Below are 15,759 nucleotides of genomic sequence, written 5' to 3'. Positions count from 1 at the left end.
GACGACAAGGAAACAGGCATCGTGCCGGGCTGCTTGGCCGGTGGGGTGATCGTTACCCATGGCTCATGATGCTGCTGCTTACCCCAGGAAAACCGCCTTGAAAATCAAATTGGGTATAGGTGATAAGCCCTAGCTTTCCATGAGCAGATCCCGCCGGAACTGCCTTAGTATTACTCACAATCGCGAGAAAAATCATCGCGTTATACCAAAGTAGGAGACAGTGCAGATGACGCCGGCTTGGGTGGTGTTGGCTTCCTTGATTTACGCTGCGATTTTGTTTGCGATTGCCTGGTTCGGGGATAGAAACCCCTTGTATACCCAGCGCCCCTGGCTGCGGCCCATGGTCTATAGCCTGGCTTTGGCGGTGTACTGTTCCTCGTGGACGTTTTACGGCGCGGTAGGGTCGGCGGTCCGGTACGGCATCGGTTTTCTGCCTATTTATCTGGGCCCGATATTGATGCTGCTGTTTGGCTGGCGAATCATCGAACGTCTGGCGCTGGTCGCCCAATCCCAAAATACCGTGTCCATTGCGGACTTTATGGCCAGTCGTTACGGACGCTCTCAACGTCTGGCGGCGATGGTGGCAGGTATTGCCGTGGTGGCGGCCGTGCCGTACTTGGCCCTGCAGTACAAGGCGGTGGCCCTAAGTCTGAGCGTGCTGGCCGGGACCGAGTTTCATGCAGGCCTGTTGGGCGACCCGGCCCTGTACGTGGCGATCCTGATGGCCCTGTTTTCCATTTTGTTCGGAACGCGGCAAGTCGATGCCACCGAGCACAGACCGGGTCTGATGCTGGCCGTGGCGTTTGAGTCGGTGGTCAAACTGGTGGCTTTGCTCGCGGTAGGCCTGTTTGCGGTGCGCTGGTTTGCCCACACGGAGCTCGATATGGTGGGGGCGGTCAGCACCTTGTTCGAAAACAGTCCACCGGTGGGATTCGTCGGTCAAACCCTGTTGGCATTTGCGGCGATCATTTGCCTGCCCCGGCAGTTCCATGTGGCTATTGTGGAGTGTGGAGACGTGGTGGACATACGGCGCGCACGCTGGCTGTTTGGAGCCTACCTGATCGTGGTCAGTCTTATGGTCTTGCCGATTGCCGCGGCCGGGGTCAGCTTGTTTGGTACTGGAGCCCAGGGGGTGGCGCCGGATAGTTTTGTGCTCGCCTTGCCCTTGTCGCAAAACCAGGTGGGACTGGCCCTGATGGTGTATATCGGTGGTTTCTCGGCGGCGACAGGCATGGTCATCGTGACCAGTGTGGCGCTCTCGACCATGGTGAGCAATGATCTGGTGATGCCCTTGCTGCTGCGTCGTGGCTGGGCGCAGTATCAGCAAAGCACAGTGGCTTCTACGGTTCTTTGGATTCGGCGTGTCGCCATTATGGTGCTGGCCGGCGTGGCTTACGGCTATTACATGCTTAGCGGCAGCGATACGACCTTGGCGGCCTATGGCTTGATGGCGTTTGTGGCGGTCGCCCAGTTCGGGCCTGGCCTGATAGGAGGGCTGTATTGGCGAGGAGCCAGCCGACAGGGCGTGGAGGCGGGGCTTTTGCTGGGCTTTGCCATCTGGGTCTATACCTTGCTGTTGCCTACCTTGGCCGAGGTGGGATGGTTGGCGGCTGACTGGCTGCACCAAGGGCCCTGGGGATTGGCCTGGCTACGACCTTATCATCTGTTTGGCGTTGAAGGGTGGGACCCCTTAACCCACGGCACTTTCTGGTCCCTGCTATGCAATATCAGCGCATTCTTGTGGGTGTCCTGGCGCCGGCGGCCGGGCCTGGGCGAGCGCCTGCGCGCCGAGCCTTTCCTGAATCCCTATGCGGAGCGGCAAACCCTGGCAGCTCGTCATGCTTATGGGGATTTGTCGGTGCAGGATCTGCAGGTGTTGGCTGAACGGATTGTTGGTAAAAAAATGGCAAGGCGGGCGTTTGAGACCCAGGCACGGCAAATGAAACAGCCGCTGGAGCCGGGACTGCGGGCAGATAGCGCCTGGGTGCATTTCACGGAACTGTTGTTGGCGGCAGCGGTGGGGGCGGCCTCGGCTCGTCTGGTTTTGACCAGTGCCTTGCGCGGTTCAGGCATGGAGGTGGCCGCTATCATGGCCGTGCTGGATGAGGCCGGTCAGGAGTTGCGTTTTAATCGGGATATCTTGTTGGCGACGCTGGAAAATATTGATCAGGGCGTCAGTGTGGTCGATGCAGATATGCGTCTGGTCGCCTGGAACCAGCGCTACCAGCAGTTATTCGATTACCCGCCCAGTATGTTGTATGTGGGACGGTCCGTAGCCGACCTGATTCGCTTTAATGCCGAACGGGGCAAGGTCGATGGCGTAGAGAGCATCGGGGTGGAACAGGCCATTGCTCGCCGGATTCAGTTTATGCGCGAGGGTTCCTCTTATGTGACCCAACGCATGCTCAATGACCGGCAAGTGATCGAACTGCGAGGCCGGCCCCTGCCCGGCGGCGGCTATGTCACCAGCTATAGCGACATCACCCATTACAAGCGGGTCGAGCGTGAGTTGCGGGAGATGAATGACAGTCTGGAGCAGCGCGTCGCCGTGCGTACGCAAGAGGCGGAAAAAGCTCAGGAGTCCCGAACCCGTTTCTTGACGGCTGTCAGCCACGATGTCCTGCAACCGATTAACGCCGCACGTCTGTTTGCTTCGGCCTTGCGCGATACACACGATCTTGCCGAAATGCCCAATCTGGCCGAGCGCGTCGATACATCTTTGCGTACCGCGGAGGAATTGCTGGAGGGTCTGCTGGATATTTCCCGTCTGGATGCCGGAGCCTTGAAGCCCGATCTGGGGGTGATCAATGTTCAGCACTTGTTGCAGCATCTGGCGGATCAATATGCGCCCATGGCGGCTCGGCGCGGCATTCAATTGCGGATTCACGCCCGTCCTTTGTCGGTGTATAGCGATCATCGCCTGCTGCGGCGGGTGCTGCAGAATTTTCTGGCCAATGCCTTGCGCTACACACAGGAAGGCCGGGTGGTGTTTGGCGTGCGGGTTCGGGGCGAAGAGCTGGAGTTCCAGGTCTGGGATTCAGGCCAGGGCATTCCGCCGCATCATATTCAGCAGATTTATGCGGAGTTCCATCGTTACGAGCAAGCTTTCGACTGGGATGGCCGGGGCCTGGGATTGGGCCTGTCCATTTGCCAGCGTATTGCGGTCTTGCTGGGGCACACGCTGGATGTCCGATCCGAGGTGGGGCGCGGCAGCATGTTCTCCATTCGCGTTCCCTTGAGCCACGCGACGCAAGCCAGCAGTCACCCAAGTAACGATTCCAGCAAGCCTGCCGATGGCTTGCCGTTAAAGGGCTTGCGAGTGCTGTGTCTGGACAATGATCTGGATATTATCGCGGGTATGGAAGTGCTGCTGGGCCGCTGGGGAGCGCAAATCATTACCGCCAATACGGTAGATCGTGCTTTGGAGACCATCTCCTTGAACCCCGATGTCTTGCTGGTGGATTATCACTTGCATGATCGGCTGGACGGTTTGCAGGCACTGCAATTGTTGCGCCTGCATTTGCCTCATGCGCAAGGCGCGTTGTTGACGGCGGATGGGAGTGATGAGCTGAAAGCAGCAGCTCGACAATATGGCTATCTGGTGTTGACCAAGCCGGTAAAGCCCGCTTCGCTGCGAGCTTTTTTGACCGCGCAAATTAAAACGTATTAGCGTCCTGGGATTCGTCCTGGTTCAGGCCAAGATGGCTGGCCATCAAGACGGCCTGGGTGCGATTGGAAGCACCCAGCTTGCGCAAAATGGCCGTCATGTGTGCCTTGATGGTGGCCTCCGAGACATTGAGCTCGTAGGCAATCTGCTTGTTCAGTTGCCCGGTGCTGAGCATTTGCAGTACGCGAAATTGCTGAGGGGTCAGCTCGCGCAACTTCGCGGCGACTTCACGCTCGTCCAGGCTGATGCCGGGGGCGGAAGAACCGATTTCCGGCAGCCAGGTGCCGCCATCCAGAACGACTTGCAGGGCGATACCCAGCGTTTGCGCATCAATGGATTTGGGAATGAAGCCCATGGCGCCGTGATCCATGGCGCGGCGCATGAAGCGGGCCTCTTCATGGGCCGTGACCAGAATGATGGGCAGGCAGGGGTAGGTCGCACGCAAATGGACCAGTGCACTGAAGCCGATTGCCCCAGGTATATCCAGGTCCAGCAAGAGCAAATCGGCGTCAGGATGGTCGTCGACCAGCGGATATAGATTAGAGATGCGATCCGCTTCGTAGATGGCCGTGCCGGGAAACAGACTGGCTACGACACCTCGTAACGCTTCCCGAAATAGCGGGTGATCGTCCGCAATGAGCAGTTCATTCATGTGGGGATTATGCCATGTTCAAGTATCTGCAAGGATGCCCGCCCGGATGAGCTGTGTATCCGTAAAAACAGGGCACCGAAATGCCCTGTTTTTTCTTGCATGCTGACTGAATCAGCGTCAAAGCCTTAGTGAGCGCTGGCGCTGGCAGCCCCAATACCGGTTTGACTGCGTACGGTCAGGGCCTCGAACGCGGCGCGCTCTTTGACTGCGCGTGCGCTGTTATCCAGTGTTGAGAACAGCCAGATCGAGAAGAAGGCCAGCGGGATGGACAAAATGCCTGGGTTGGGGAAAGGGGTGATAGGCTCGGCAAATCCGAAGACATCTACCCAGACGGTGCTGCTCAAAACGACCCATGCGGTGGCGGTGACCAGCCCCAGAAAGCCGCCAATGGTGGCGCCACGGGTGGTGCAGCCACGCCAGGCGATCGACAACACCAGAACCGGGAAGTTGGCGCTGGCCGCAATCGCAAAGGCCAACCCCACCATAAAGGCCACGTTCTGGTTTTCAAAAATGATGCCCAGCAAAATGGCCAGTACGCCCAAGACCACGGTGGAGATGCGCGAAATGCGCATCTGGTCTTTCTCGGTGGCTCGTCCCTTGGCAATGACGTTGGCGTACAAGTCATGCGAAATCGCGGCAGCGCCCGCCAGCGCCAGGCCGGCCACCACGGCGACAATGGTGGCGAAAGTGACGGCGGCCAGAAAGCCCAGCAGCAGGTTGCCACCGACAGCATTGGCCAGGTGGACCGCGACCATATTGGTGCCGCCAATCAGGTCGGTCAACATATTGAAGGAACCGTCAGGGCCGGTATGGAAGTACTCGGGGTGTCTGACCAGCAAGGCAATGGCGCCAAAGCCGATGATGAAGGTCAGCAGGTAGAAGTAGCCAATGAAGCTGCTGGCATAAATCACCGATTTACGGGCTTCCTTGGCGTCGGCCACGGTGAAAAAGCGCATCAGGATATGCGGCAGGCCGGCTGTACCAAAGGCCAAGGCAATGCCCAGGGACAGCACGTTAAGTGGGTTGCGACTGACCGCCGCGCCCGGCTCCAGAATGGCATGGCCGGTCGGGTGAGTGGCAACGGCCTTCGCCAGCATGGTATCCACGTCCCAATGGAAAGCAGCCAGCACCAGAACCGTCATCAAAGTGGCGCCAACCAGCATCAGTACGGCCTTGATGATCTGTACCCAGGTCGTGGCGGTCATGCCGCCAAAGGTCACGTAAATCATCATCAGCGAACCGACAATGACCACCGCCACGTTGTAGTCCAGCCCGAACAGCAGCACGATCAGTTTGCCAGCCCCCACCATTTGTGCGATCAGGTACAGGGCAATAATCAGCAAGGATGCGCTGGCCGCCAGAATGCGCATGGGATTTTGGGACAGACGAAACGAGGTCACGTCGGCAAAGTTGTAGCGGCCCAGATTGCGCAGTCGCTCGGCAATCAGAAACATGACGACCGGCCAGCCAAACATAAAGCCGATGGCATAGATCATGCCGTCAAAGCCGCTGACGTACACCATGCCCGCAATCCCCAGAAAAGAGGCGGCGGACAGATAATCCCCGGCAATCGCCAGTCCGTTCTGAAAGCCGGTCAGGCCACCGCCCGCGGTATAAAAGTCTGATGTGGTGCGGGTGCGTCGTGCGGCCCACCAGGTAATGGCCATGGTCCCGGCAATGAAGATCAGGAACATGACAATGGCAGAGGTATTGGCCTGACCGGGCGAGGCGGCCATTGCATGGCTGCTGGCCAAGCTGAACAGGCCCAAGCTCATGAGTAAGGTTTTCATGTCACGTCCCTCATGATTTGCGCCAGCAAGGGGTCATAGACCTTGTTGGAGATGTAGACGAACAGGGACACCAGAACAACCGCGCTGAGCAGCACAATGGCGGCGCTCAGCACGCCAATCGTCATTGTCATGGAGCCGACGGGACGGCTGAAAAGCTCGGGGTCAAAAGCCAGTGTCAGAATAAAGCCGGCGTACACAATCACGGTCAGACCAAAGAAGATCAGGCTCATGCGGTTGCGTTTTCGAAGCAGCTCTTGATAGGCCGGGTGTTGGGTCACTGCCGTGACGGCAGGATGGGCTGAATTCATGGTTGGTGTCTCCTTATGGGGTTTGATGATTCTTGGCATCGAGGCTCTCTACCTACAGGACGTACAGAGAGTGGGCGCTTGAGGGCGCTCTGTGTACAGCATGTATAAAACGAATCAGCTTTTCCCGACAGGCGACTTTGGTCGTAGAGGAGGGGGGCAGGGCGGCGCGTTGGGCGACTTCTTGGGTGCCCCTGCCCGTGTCATTCAAATACTGTCTCGGCCGGTGATGGTGCTTGTTTCGACTCATCCCGATCAAGGGCGTTGCATACGTTCGCGATCTCGGACAACAGCAGATGAGATAGGCTTGCCGCCGCCAGCGCATTGTCAGGCGTCTGTTCAGAACCGGGCTGACAGGGCAGGGGCCAGCGGCTTTTGGGGCGTTCCTTGTAGTCCTGGTCGGTGATCAGCACGATGTTTGCGCAGCGTGTTTCCAGGCGAAGCATGAGCGCTGGCATGCCCTCAGCTCGGGGATGCAGGTTGAAAATTATCACGACATCCTGGTGCTGAATGTCCGCCAGGTATTCGCAGACCGTCTGACCGGCGCCCGGGATCAGCCGCACCCCGGGCATGAGCCTGGACAGATGCCAGTAGAAATGCCCTGCCAGAAAGTAGTTTGCCTGCAAGCCCAGTACCCAGATTTGTCGTGCGCCACGGATGGCCTGGCTGGCCTCTTGCAGGACGGAATGGGACAGATGACGATACGTGTTGCTCAGCTTGTTGTAGCCATCTTGCAAATGGGATTGCAGGCTTGCCTCACCCACAGACAGTTGGGGGCTCGGCGAGAGAAGAGTGTCATCGGTTTTTTCCGTGCGAATCTGCCTGCGTGCCGCCTCGTAGTTGGCGTAGTCCAGGCGACGAATGAGGCGCGTGACGGTTGCGTTGGAGACTTGCGCCAGGCTGGCCAGTTCCGAGGCGTTATAACTGGACAGATCACCGGGGAAATCCAGCGCGAACTGGGCCAGACGGCGCTCGGAGGCGGGTAGATCAGTAAGGATGGCGCGGACGCGGTCAAGAAAAGAGAGTGGGCGCTTGTCGGGCATGGTGTGGGGCGAGGCCCTGTTTTGGAGTTGCGAAAAACGAGCCTGCAGGGAACCGCGGGTTGGGTTCGTCTTGTTTGACGGCGTGTCATTGATTCACAAGGTAAGCCGGTAGTTTGTTCTATAGAAAGTCAGCTGATGGCTTTGAAGTAATCCTGTGCGGCAAGCAAGGCATCGCTCAAGGAGCCATGCACAAATTCCGTGCTGATCGCGACCATCAGGTTCGCAGGCAGACCGAAGTCCTCGATCAGGGCGCCGTTGCGGTCGCGCCAGGTCTGGCTGGCAGGGTCCAGAACGACTGGGCTGTAGTGCTCGCGCACCAGATCCAGTACCGTATCGGCTGTGGAGCGGTATGTGAATACCGGCAGGCCCTGAGCTACCGCGTAGCCGATTTCAAAAGCCGTGCCCGTGTCGATCTCCGCGCCCCTGAACGCCGTGATATTGGCCACGACTGCATCGGCCTGATCCAGTAGGCGGATATTGTGGTGATAGATGGCAGAGGCCTCAATCTCTTCCTGATCAACGGGGTGCAGAGGCTGAAAACCAAAGTCTCGCACCAGTTGCTTGTGCAGTTTGGCACGCTCGACAGCGTCGCTGAAAAACACATCAGGACCCGCTAAATAGATACGCTTCATCGTGGCTCCTTGTTGGTTTTGGGAAGGCAGGCAACCAGGGGCCGCGTGGGCCCGGACGCTGATCTGCAGCGGAGGCACAACGAGGCCCTGTGGTGTCGGTCATGATCTACGTGATGATATACGATTCAAACCGTGGGAGCAGAACATCGGCGAGAGGTTTTTCCGGCCACCAGGACTCAATCGGATTCGCTGCGGCGGTACACGCTAAGGGCAAGCCCCAGCCCGGCCAGCATGCCTGCACAGCCTCGGTTCAGCCAGCGCATGGCCTGGCCCGAGAGCAGGCGCATGGCGTGATGTCCTCCCAGGGCGTAGATACTCATTAAGGCAATATCAATCAGGGCGGTGACCAATGCCAGCGTAATGTATTGAATGGCGATCGGGCTTTCAGGCCGGATGAACTGGGGTAAAAAGGCCGAAAAAAACAGCAAGGCTTTGGGGTTGGACAGAGCCACCAGTAAAGAACGCAGGAAGGCGGCTCGACCCGTACGGACTTTCTCTGTGGAGGGTTGCGACGGGACGGCGCTCACAGGGGCATGCCAAAGACCATAGGCCAGATAAAGCAGATAGCCGGCGCCAATCCATTTCACCAGCGTGAAAAGCTGCTCGGAAGCCAGCAGCAGGGCGCCCAGCCCCCCGCCTACCGCGGCGATCAGAATCAGATCCGAGAGCGCGGCACCCGCAATTCCGCAGGCGGCAATGCGTTTGCCGCCGTGGGCGCCATTGTTCAGGGCGAGCAGCATGGTGGGCCCAGGCATGACGGTGACAGCGGCCACGGCAACGACATACAGAGACAGACTGGTTAAATCCACAAAGACTCCTTGAAAAGAACCGGGCGACAAAAGTGGGCGGTAAGAGGGGCCACGCGGGAGCAGGGCCGGGTTTTGAATGGATGCAGTCGTTCAGCAGGAGTTAAGCATAAAAAAGGCCAGCCTGAATGGCTGGCCCCCGTTGCATTAGGCCCTCATTCAATCAGGCCTGGCCTGGTTCGAGCGTTGCCGCAGCCGTGAACAGCACGTCGGTAGATGAGTTCAAGGCAGTCTCTACGGAGTCCTGCACCACCCCAATCACAAACCCGACTCCGACCACTTGCATGGCGACATCATTGGAAATTCCGAACATATTACATGCCAGAGGAATCAGCAGCAAAGAGCCACCAGCCACACCGGAGGCGCCGCAAGCGGCAATGGTGGCCACCAGGCTCAACAACAGCGCGGTAGGCAGGTCGGCGGGGATTTCCAGCGTATGTACCGCAGCCAGGGTCAGAACGGTAATGGTGACGGCTGCGCCGGCCATATTGATGGTGGCACCAAGCGGAATAGAGACCGAGTACGTGTCCTTGTGCAAGCCCAAGCGCTCGCACAATGCCATGTTCACCGGAATATTGGCGGCGGAGCTGCGGGTGAAAAAAGCGGTGATCCCGCTTTCACGCAGGCAGGTAAAGACCAGTGGATAGGGGTTGCGACGCAGTTTGGCAAACACGATGATGGGATTGATAATAAGGGCAACAACCAGCATGCAACCCACCAGCACGATCAGCAGCAGGCCGTACTGGCGCAGCGCCTCAAAACCGGACTCTGCAATGGTGACCGCCACCAGCCCAAAAATCCCCAAAGGCGCAAAGCGGATGACCAGACGCACCAAGGAGGAGACGGCATTGGCCATATCAGTGAGCAAATCACGTGAGCCTTGGGAGCCGTGCTTCAAGGCCAGGCCCAGCGCAATGGCCCAGGCCAGGATACCCATGTAGTTGGCGTTGAGCAGGGCATCGACCGGGTTCACGACAATGCTGGTCAGCAGGTCGAGCAAGACTTCAATAATATTGCCGGGCGGGTTCAAGGTAGAGTTGGCCAGATCCAGTTTCAGCGTGACGGGAAACGCGAAGCTGGCGATGACGGCCACCAGAGCGGCCAGAAAAGTTCCCAACACATACAGCACCAGGATAGGACCCATGCGGGTAGAGGACTGGACCTTTTGATTGGCGATGGAGGACATCACCAGCACGAACACCAAAATGGGCGCGACCGACTTCAAGGCAGAGACAAACAACTGACCGAGCAGGGCGATGGAGTGTGCGGCGTCCGGCGCAAAGCGCCCCAGCAAAATACCGGCGATCAAACCGATCACAATTTGCGTTACAAGGCTGCCATGCAGGATAAAGCCTAGTAGGCCTCTGGCTTGATGGGCGGGGTGGGCCATGAAAAGCGACTCCAGACAAAAGGGGAGGGATGAGGTACGTGAAAAACGCCCTGGCGAGGACTCAGCCAGAGCGCGAAAGAGGTTTATTCTAGCACTTTGGGCTATGCAATTTGTAGCCAATGTGGTATGGTTACTAATCCACATGGGGTCGACATGGCTTCGACGTGGGTCAAGAAGCAGATCAGGGCGTGTCGAGCACCAGTACGCTCGTAAATCCACTGGAAAACTACAAACGCCAACGACGAGCGTTTCGCTCTAGCCGCTTAAGGCTGGGCCACTGCACTAATTTGTCTTTGGGTTAGGTAGGGCAACCTACAGCAGTGTTATTTACAAAGAATCGAATCGGGCTGCGCCACGAAGTCCGGTTCTAAAACTTAGTGGATCGCCAAGGAAAGGCCTGTCAATTGGCATAATCCAAGGTTAAAACTTAAAGTTAATTGACTACACATGTAGAACTGTCTGTGGACGGCTTGCGGACGGGGGTTCAATTCCCCCCGACTCCACCAAGAAATCCTGAAAAACCAATGACTTAGCGGTCATTGGTTTTTTCTTTTTGGGGCTGTTTTAGCATGGGCTGGGCACGATCATCAGATGACCTTTTTAATAGCAGATCCAGCAATGGCGGGACTGAATGCTTGTTCGGCCCTGGACTCTGTCCCAATGTCCGCGTCCGGCATCCATCTTCCATAAATTCTGGCGATCATTGTTCAGTCACTGCTGCCCATCTGCCTGGGCACCCACAACGGGTGCTCACCCGCCGACAGCATCATGGAAGCATAGGTGTGGCGGGTTTGGTAAGGGCGCCTGTAACGCCCATCTGCTTTTTTCAGAATTGATACCCACACTTTCCGAAACTGCTGGTCGCCAGTCCAGCGTGGCCAATTCTACGGCAGCCCTGGTTTTTCAGTGCGCTCGACCCCGTAGACGCCCCGGTGTCGGTCTATATAGGCATTTACTTCTTGAGCTCGCGGTCGAGTGCCGCCTGGTCAATAAAAGCGCTGGCCGACTCCAATAACTTGTTGGTCCGGCGTAGCGCCCTGTTTTCGCGCTCTATGCCTTCCTGCGTTCGCGTTCGCTGCTGGTCATGCCATCACGCCTGCCGCTGTCGATCTCGCTGCGCTTGACCTAATCGAGCAAAGCGGCCGGTACGCAACCGATTTTCGGCGCAATAGACTCAACACCCGCCCACAGCGACGGGTACTCACCACGGTGTGCTCCTGTACCAAGCGCACGACACGCTCACGGACTTCAGGGGGAGCTTGTTCGTGCCCCATTCCCTCGACGCTTGGAGCCTCCTCAAAACCTGGGGCGATTCAACAGGGCGAATGAGAGCCCGTTTGTGATGCTCCGTGGTCCAAGCCTCGCATCATTTTTCCCGAACCCGGGATTTACAGCGTCATAATGGCCTCTTTAACGACAATAAAAGAGGAGCACAAGATGGCACGTTGGGTGTTTTATTCCGCAGCAGGTACCTGTGCGCTGGCAACACACATTGCCTTGTATGAGGCAGGTGCGGATGTCGAGGTGGTCAAGCTGGATTTCGCGGCTAATCAGCAGCAAAGCCCGGAGTTTTTGCGTATCAACCCCAAGGGGCGTGTCCCGGCGCTGGTGACTGAACAGGGGACATTGACTGAAACTCCGGCTTTGCTGGCCTTTGTGGCACAACGCTTTCCGCAGGCACAGTTGGCGCCTCTGGACGACCCTTTTGCTTTTGCTCGTTTGCAGGAGCTCAACAGTTATCTGGCATCGACGGTGCATGTCGCCCATGCACACAAGCGCCGGGGTGCCCGCTGGGCCGATGATCCCGCGGCCCACGAGGCCATGCGCCTTAAGGTTCCACAAAATATGACGGCGTGTGCTGCCTTTCTGGAGTCCCTTATTGTTGGACCTTGGGTGATGGGCGAGCAATTTACCGTTTCCGATGGCTATCTTTACACCGTGGGGAGCTGGCTTGAAGGCGATGAGGTGGAGATGAGCAGATTCCCCAGGCTGGTAGCCTATCTTCAGCGGGTTGGCGAGCGTGAGGCGGTGCGCAGAGCCGTGGCCGAGGCGGCGGCCTGAAGGCGTCGTGCTGGATCGAGCGTACCGCGCACGACCAGACTGGGGCCGATCAGATCAGATCGGGATGGATCCGATCCGTCCTTGATCAGTCCTGTACAGGGCCTAAAGAGCTGCTGGCGGCGTTTTGCAGCGCGGCACCTATATTACGCAAGGTGTCAGACCGGATCGCGGCATGCTGCCAGTACAGGGGGACATCCAGCCAAAGGCCCGGGGCGACCAAGGCCAGTTCCCGGGCTGCCAGAGCGTCGCAAACCATGGAGTCCGGGGCCAGGCACCAGCCCAGCCCCAAGGCTGCTGCCTTCACAAAGCCGGTCGAGGTGGGCAGATAGTGGATGGGGGGGGCAAGCGTCACATCGGTGATCTGACGTATAAAACGCCATTGCAACTCGTCTTTGCGATTAAAGACAATCATGGGGGCTTGAGCCAGTGAGTCTGCCTGTGCCCCTTGACTAAAGTGTCGGCTGACAAAGGCCGTCGAGGCAATGGCCTGATAACGCATGATGCCCAAAGCCTGAACCTCACAGCCTTGCAAGGGTGTGGGCTCGGCAGTGACCGCGGCCAGCACAGAGCCATTTCGTATCAGCTCCAGCGTATGGTCCTGGTCATCAACCCGTACATCAAACAAGTAGCCGTGTGCCTGACTGAGCTGGGCCAGAGCTTGAAGGAACCAGGTGTCCAGTGAATCGCTGTTGACCGCAATAGCGATGGGGCGGTTCGTTCCATTTTTCTCGGGCAGGAAATCGGCGAGGGCCTCTGCTTCCAGAGCCTGCATGGGACGGACACGACGCAGCAGCAGTTCGCCTGCCGGTGTGGGGCGACAAGGCGGTTGGCGCAGGACCAGAACCTGCCCCAGCCTGTCTTCCAGTGCCTTGATCCGTTGTGAGACGGCAGAGCTCGTGATGTGCAGCCTACGTCCAGCTGCCTCGAAACTGCCTTCCTCCAGGACTGCTGTAAAGGCTCTTAGCTGTGGGTGCAGTAAATCCATGACAAGTCCGGAGTGATTAGTTTTGCTTAACTATGTAAAGAGTAATTAGCTTTTCTTAATAGCTAAAGGATAGCACTATAAGGCGGTTTTCAAGTTCCGAGAGGGGAGCGGTATGTTTTTCTCTGTTGCAGCGACGGGTTTTTTGAGCGGAGCTGGCCTGATTATCGCTATTGGCTCTCAAAATGCCTTCGTGTTGCGGCAAGGTCTGGAGCGTCGCCATGTGGGGCTGGTGGTCGGTATTTGTGCGCTGGCTGATATTGTCCTGATTCTGGGAGGCGTTGCTGGTATTGGTACCTTGGTGCATGAGTGGCCAGGTCTGTTGCAAGTTCTGCGTTGGGGGGCCGCAGTCTTTCTGGCCTGGTATGGATGGAGGGCCGCCCAGCGGGCCTGGGCGGGCACGGGCAGTTTGCTAGCCGGTCAGGGAAGCGAGCGCAATCGCCGCCGTATAGTGCTAATGTGTCTGGCGTTTACTTTTTTGAATCCCCACGTTTATCTGGATACGATGGTGCTGTTGGGTAGCTTGTCCATGCCCTATCCGGGTCATTTGCAATGGGCGTTTGCCTTGGGCGCCTGTGCCGCCAGCCTGTGCTGGTTCCTGGCCCTGGGCTATGGGGCACGTTTGCTGCAGCCGGTTTTTCGTCAGTCCTTTGCTTGGCGAGTACTGGACGCCTGTATTGCGTTTTTTATGTGGGCCTTGTGCGCTTTATTGCTGTTGCGGCCGTTGTGAGAGTGAGCCAGGTTCTGCCCAGGCCCGATCTTTTTGTGGAATCCAAGAGTGGGGCTGCATCGTGGGACAGCTTTCTGAGATTCGATCGGCCCTGGCAAATGGTGTCCCCCGTCAAACAGACGTGCGGACGAGTCCTGATGCAGACACCTTGCCTCCCACCCTGAGATGGTCGAGAGGGGGGAGATGGCCGAGGTGTCTACCGTTCGCGCCGAGAGGTCGGGATGGGGTTTGCTGCCCTGCATTGCCCGGCCTCTATTCACCCTGGGGAAGCTGGGCTACCACCTTGATCTCGAACTGAAAACCCGATAGCCAGGGCACGCCGAGGCCGGTCAGGGCCGGGTAGGGCGCATCACCCCAGTAATCTGGCAAGACTTTCCACAAGGTGTCCAGATTCTTCTCGGGGTCGACCAGAAAGAGGGTCACGTCCAGCACATGCGCGAAGGTGCAGCCAGCGGCCGCCAATACGGCACGCAGGTTCTCGAAGGCCAGACGCATCTGTTGTTCCAGATCGGGTTCGGGCGTGCCATCTGGATGGCTGCCCACCTGCCCTGATACAAACAAAAAGCCATTGCAGCGCACCGCAGGCGAATAATGAGCACGTTCATACAAGGCGTGGCGCTCAGAAGGAAATACGGCTTGGCGTAAGGGAGTCATTCGGGGTTCCTCTACCGGCTTGAGTGGGTGAAGTTGATCAAGTCATTTACTGTAGGCGTTGGGCGTGGGCGGATAAACCCTGGATGACGAACCACACTGTTTCTATAATCAAAACAATGACCACTACGCTTTGGAGATAATGCGTGGACCGTTTTGAAGCGATGCGCACCTTCGCCAAGGTGGTGGAAACCGGCAGCTTTACCAAAGCGGCTCAGGCCTTGCATATCAGCCGGACACGGGCCACGCATCTGGTGCAGCAACTGGAGGCCCACTTGCGGGTGAGTCTGCTCAATCGCACGACGCGCAAGGTCAGTCTGACCAGCGCAGGCGCCTTGTACGTGGAGCGCGTGCAGCAACTGCTGACTGACCTGGACAATACAGAACGGGATCTGGCGCACGTCTTGGCCTTGCCTGCCGGGCGTTTGCGAGTCGATGTGCCCAGCCCGTTGGCCAGTCGCGTGCTGGTGCCTGCCTTACCGTCTTTTTATCAGCGTTACCCTGATATTCAACTGGATATGGGGGTGGGTGATAAAGCTGTGGATCTACTCGATGAGAGTGTGGATTGCGTGGTTCGAGGTGGCCCGATTCAGGATCAGGCTTTAGTAGCCAGGCGAGTGGGGAGCTTGCGTCTGGCGATATATGCCGCCCCGGCGTACCTGAAGCGGTGTGGGACGCCAGTCCATCCTACCGAACTGGATAGTTCGCAGCATTCGGTGGTGGGCTATCTTTGGGAGCATCAGAACAAACCGTTTCCGTATGCCTTGCGTCGTCACAAGGAAAGCGTAGTTGTGCGGGGATGTAGCGGGTTGGCTGTCAACGATGGCAATGCCTATCTGGCAGCGGGTGAGGCTGGTCTGGGACTGGTTTGTCTGCCCGACTATCTGGCTAATGCAGCTGTGCAGGAAAACCGCTTGGTAGCCTTGTTTGCTGACTGGAGCATGGACCCCATGCCTTTGCATGTGGCGTTTCACCGTAACAAGCATACGAATGTGCGCTTGCGGGCGTTTATTGAGTGGGTTGGGGAACTGCTCGCGCCGCTCTCTTGAA

13 protein-coding genes, 1 other RNA gene, 1 pseudogene and 1 other annotated feature are annotated in these 15,759 nt (G+C 57.8%); of the genes and pseudogenes, 5 read left to right on the top strand and 10 right to left on the bottom strand.

The window, feature by feature from the left end; genetic code table 11:
• Positions 1-226 precede the first annotated feature (226 nt).
• Entirely contained in the window at positions 227-3,670 is a 3,444-nt protein-coding gene (locus VF694_RS02635) for a hybrid sensor histidine kinase/response regulator (protein ID WP_003802938.1), read from the top strand.
• On the opposite strand, the gene VF694_RS02630 is transcribed toward VF694_RS02635, so the two are convergent.
• The 7 genes from VF694_RS02630 to sstT form a co-directional block, all read right to left on the bottom strand.
• Positions 3,657-4,319: a response regulator transcription factor gene (locus tag VF694_RS02630; RefSeq protein ID WP_003802940.1), complete on the bottom strand. Its 663-nt coding sequence runs from the start codon at positions 4,317-4,319 to the stop codon at positions 3,657-3,659. The genes VF694_RS02635 and VF694_RS02630 overlap by 14 nt on opposite strands.
• A 125-nt stretch (positions 4,320-4,444) precedes the next feature.
• On the bottom strand, positions 4,445-6,109 hold the full coding sequence (locus VF694_RS02625) for a cation acetate symporter (RefSeq protein WP_003802942.1): 1,665 nt from the start codon (positions 6,107-6,109) through the stop codon (positions 4,445-4,447).
• Entirely contained in the window at positions 6,106-6,417 is a 312-nt protein-coding gene (locus VF694_RS02620) for a DUF485 domain-containing protein (protein WP_240208545.1), read from the bottom strand. Before VF694_RS02620 ends, VF694_RS02625 begins: the two co-directional genes overlap by 4 nt.
• A gap of 200 nt (positions 6,418-6,617) precedes the next feature.
• Positions 6,618-7,457 (bottom strand): MurR/RpiR family transcriptional regulator, encoded by an 840-nt coding sequence (locus VF694_RS02615; protein WP_440163654.1) that lies wholly within the window; start codon positions 7,455-7,457, stop codon positions 6,618-6,620.
• A 128-nt stretch (positions 7,458-7,585) separates the two neighbouring features.
• Positions 7,586-8,089, bottom strand: coding sequence for a nucleoside 2-deoxyribosyltransferase (locus VF694_RS02610; RefSeq protein WP_003802946.1), 504 nt, complete (start codon positions 8,087-8,089; stop codon positions 7,586-7,588).
• Between the two features lie 176 nt (positions 8,090-8,265).
• A complete protein-coding gene (locus VF694_RS02605) occupies positions 8,266-8,898 on the bottom strand; it encodes a LysE family translocator (protein ID WP_440163653.1) in 633 nt (210 codons plus the stop codon).
• Between the two features lie 160 nt (positions 8,899-9,058).
• Complete coding sequence (sstT, locus tag VF694_RS02600; RefSeq protein ID WP_240208549.1) at positions 9,059-10,285, bottom strand: serine/threonine transporter SstT; 1,227 nt, start codon at positions 10,283-10,285, stop codon at positions 9,059-9,061.
• 144 nt (positions 10,286-10,429) lie between these two features.
• On the opposite strand from sstT, the gene ssrA reads away from it, so the two are divergent.
• Positions 10,430-10,791: a transfer-messenger RNA gene (gene ssrA / locus VF694_RS02595) on the top strand.
• 381 nt (positions 10,792-11,172) lie between these two features.
• Positions 11,173-11,283: a sequence feature (AL1L pseudoknot), on the bottom strand.
• Here the strand turns inward: ssrA and VF694_RS02590 are convergent.
• Positions 11,197-11,559 (bottom strand): annotated as a pseudogene (locus VF694_RS02590) (IS3 family transposase); the annotation flags it as partial. (Overlaps the previous feature by 87 nt.)
• 163 nt (positions 11,560-11,722) lie before the next feature.
• Between VF694_RS02590 and VF694_RS02585 the strand changes: the two are divergent.
• On the top strand, positions 11,723-12,346 hold the full coding sequence (locus tag VF694_RS02585; RefSeq protein ID WP_003799093.1) for a glutathione S-transferase family protein: 624 nt from the start codon (positions 11,723-11,725) through the stop codon (positions 12,344-12,346).
• A gap of 85 nt (positions 12,347-12,431) precedes the next feature.
• On the opposite strand, the gene VF694_RS02580 is transcribed toward VF694_RS02585, so the two are convergent.
• The gene (locus tag VF694_RS02580) at positions 12,432-13,331 is read right to left on the bottom strand and encodes a LysR family transcriptional regulator ArgP (RefSeq protein ID WP_003799096.1); all 900 of its coding nucleotides are present in this window, start codon (positions 13,329-13,331) and stop codon (positions 12,432-12,434) included.
• Between the two features lie 112 nt (positions 13,332-13,443).
• On the opposite strand from VF694_RS02580, the gene VF694_RS02575 reads away from it, so the two are divergent.
• Complete coding sequence (locus VF694_RS02575) at positions 13,444-14,058, top strand: LysE/ArgO family amino acid transporter (protein WP_003799097.1); 615 nt, start codon at positions 13,444-13,446, stop codon at positions 14,056-14,058.
• A gap of 252 nt (positions 14,059-14,310) precedes the next feature.
• Here VF694_RS02575 and VF694_RS02570 read toward each other — a convergent pair whose 3' ends face one another.
• Positions 14,311-14,712: a RidA family protein gene (locus VF694_RS02570; RefSeq protein WP_003799101.1), complete on the bottom strand. Its 402-nt coding sequence runs from the start codon at positions 14,710-14,712 to the stop codon at positions 14,311-14,313.
• 143 nt (positions 14,713-14,855) lie between these two features.
• On the opposite strand from VF694_RS02570, the gene VF694_RS02565 reads away from it, so the two are divergent.
• Positions 14,856-15,758, top strand: coding sequence for a LysR family transcriptional regulator (locus VF694_RS02565; RefSeq protein ID WP_003799103.1), 903 nt, complete (start codon positions 14,856-14,858; stop codon positions 15,756-15,758).
• The last annotated feature ends 1 nt before the right edge of the window (position 15,759 follow it).

The sequence above is a fragment of the Alcaligenes sp. Lyrl_28 genome (assembly GCF_051948705.1).
GTDB lineage: Bacteria > Pseudomonadota > Gammaproteobacteria > Burkholderiales > Burkholderiaceae_B > Alcaligenes > Alcaligenes ammonioxydans.
Note: the sequence above shows the minus strand (reverse complement) of the source record. Positions and strands in the feature narration are given on the sequence as shown.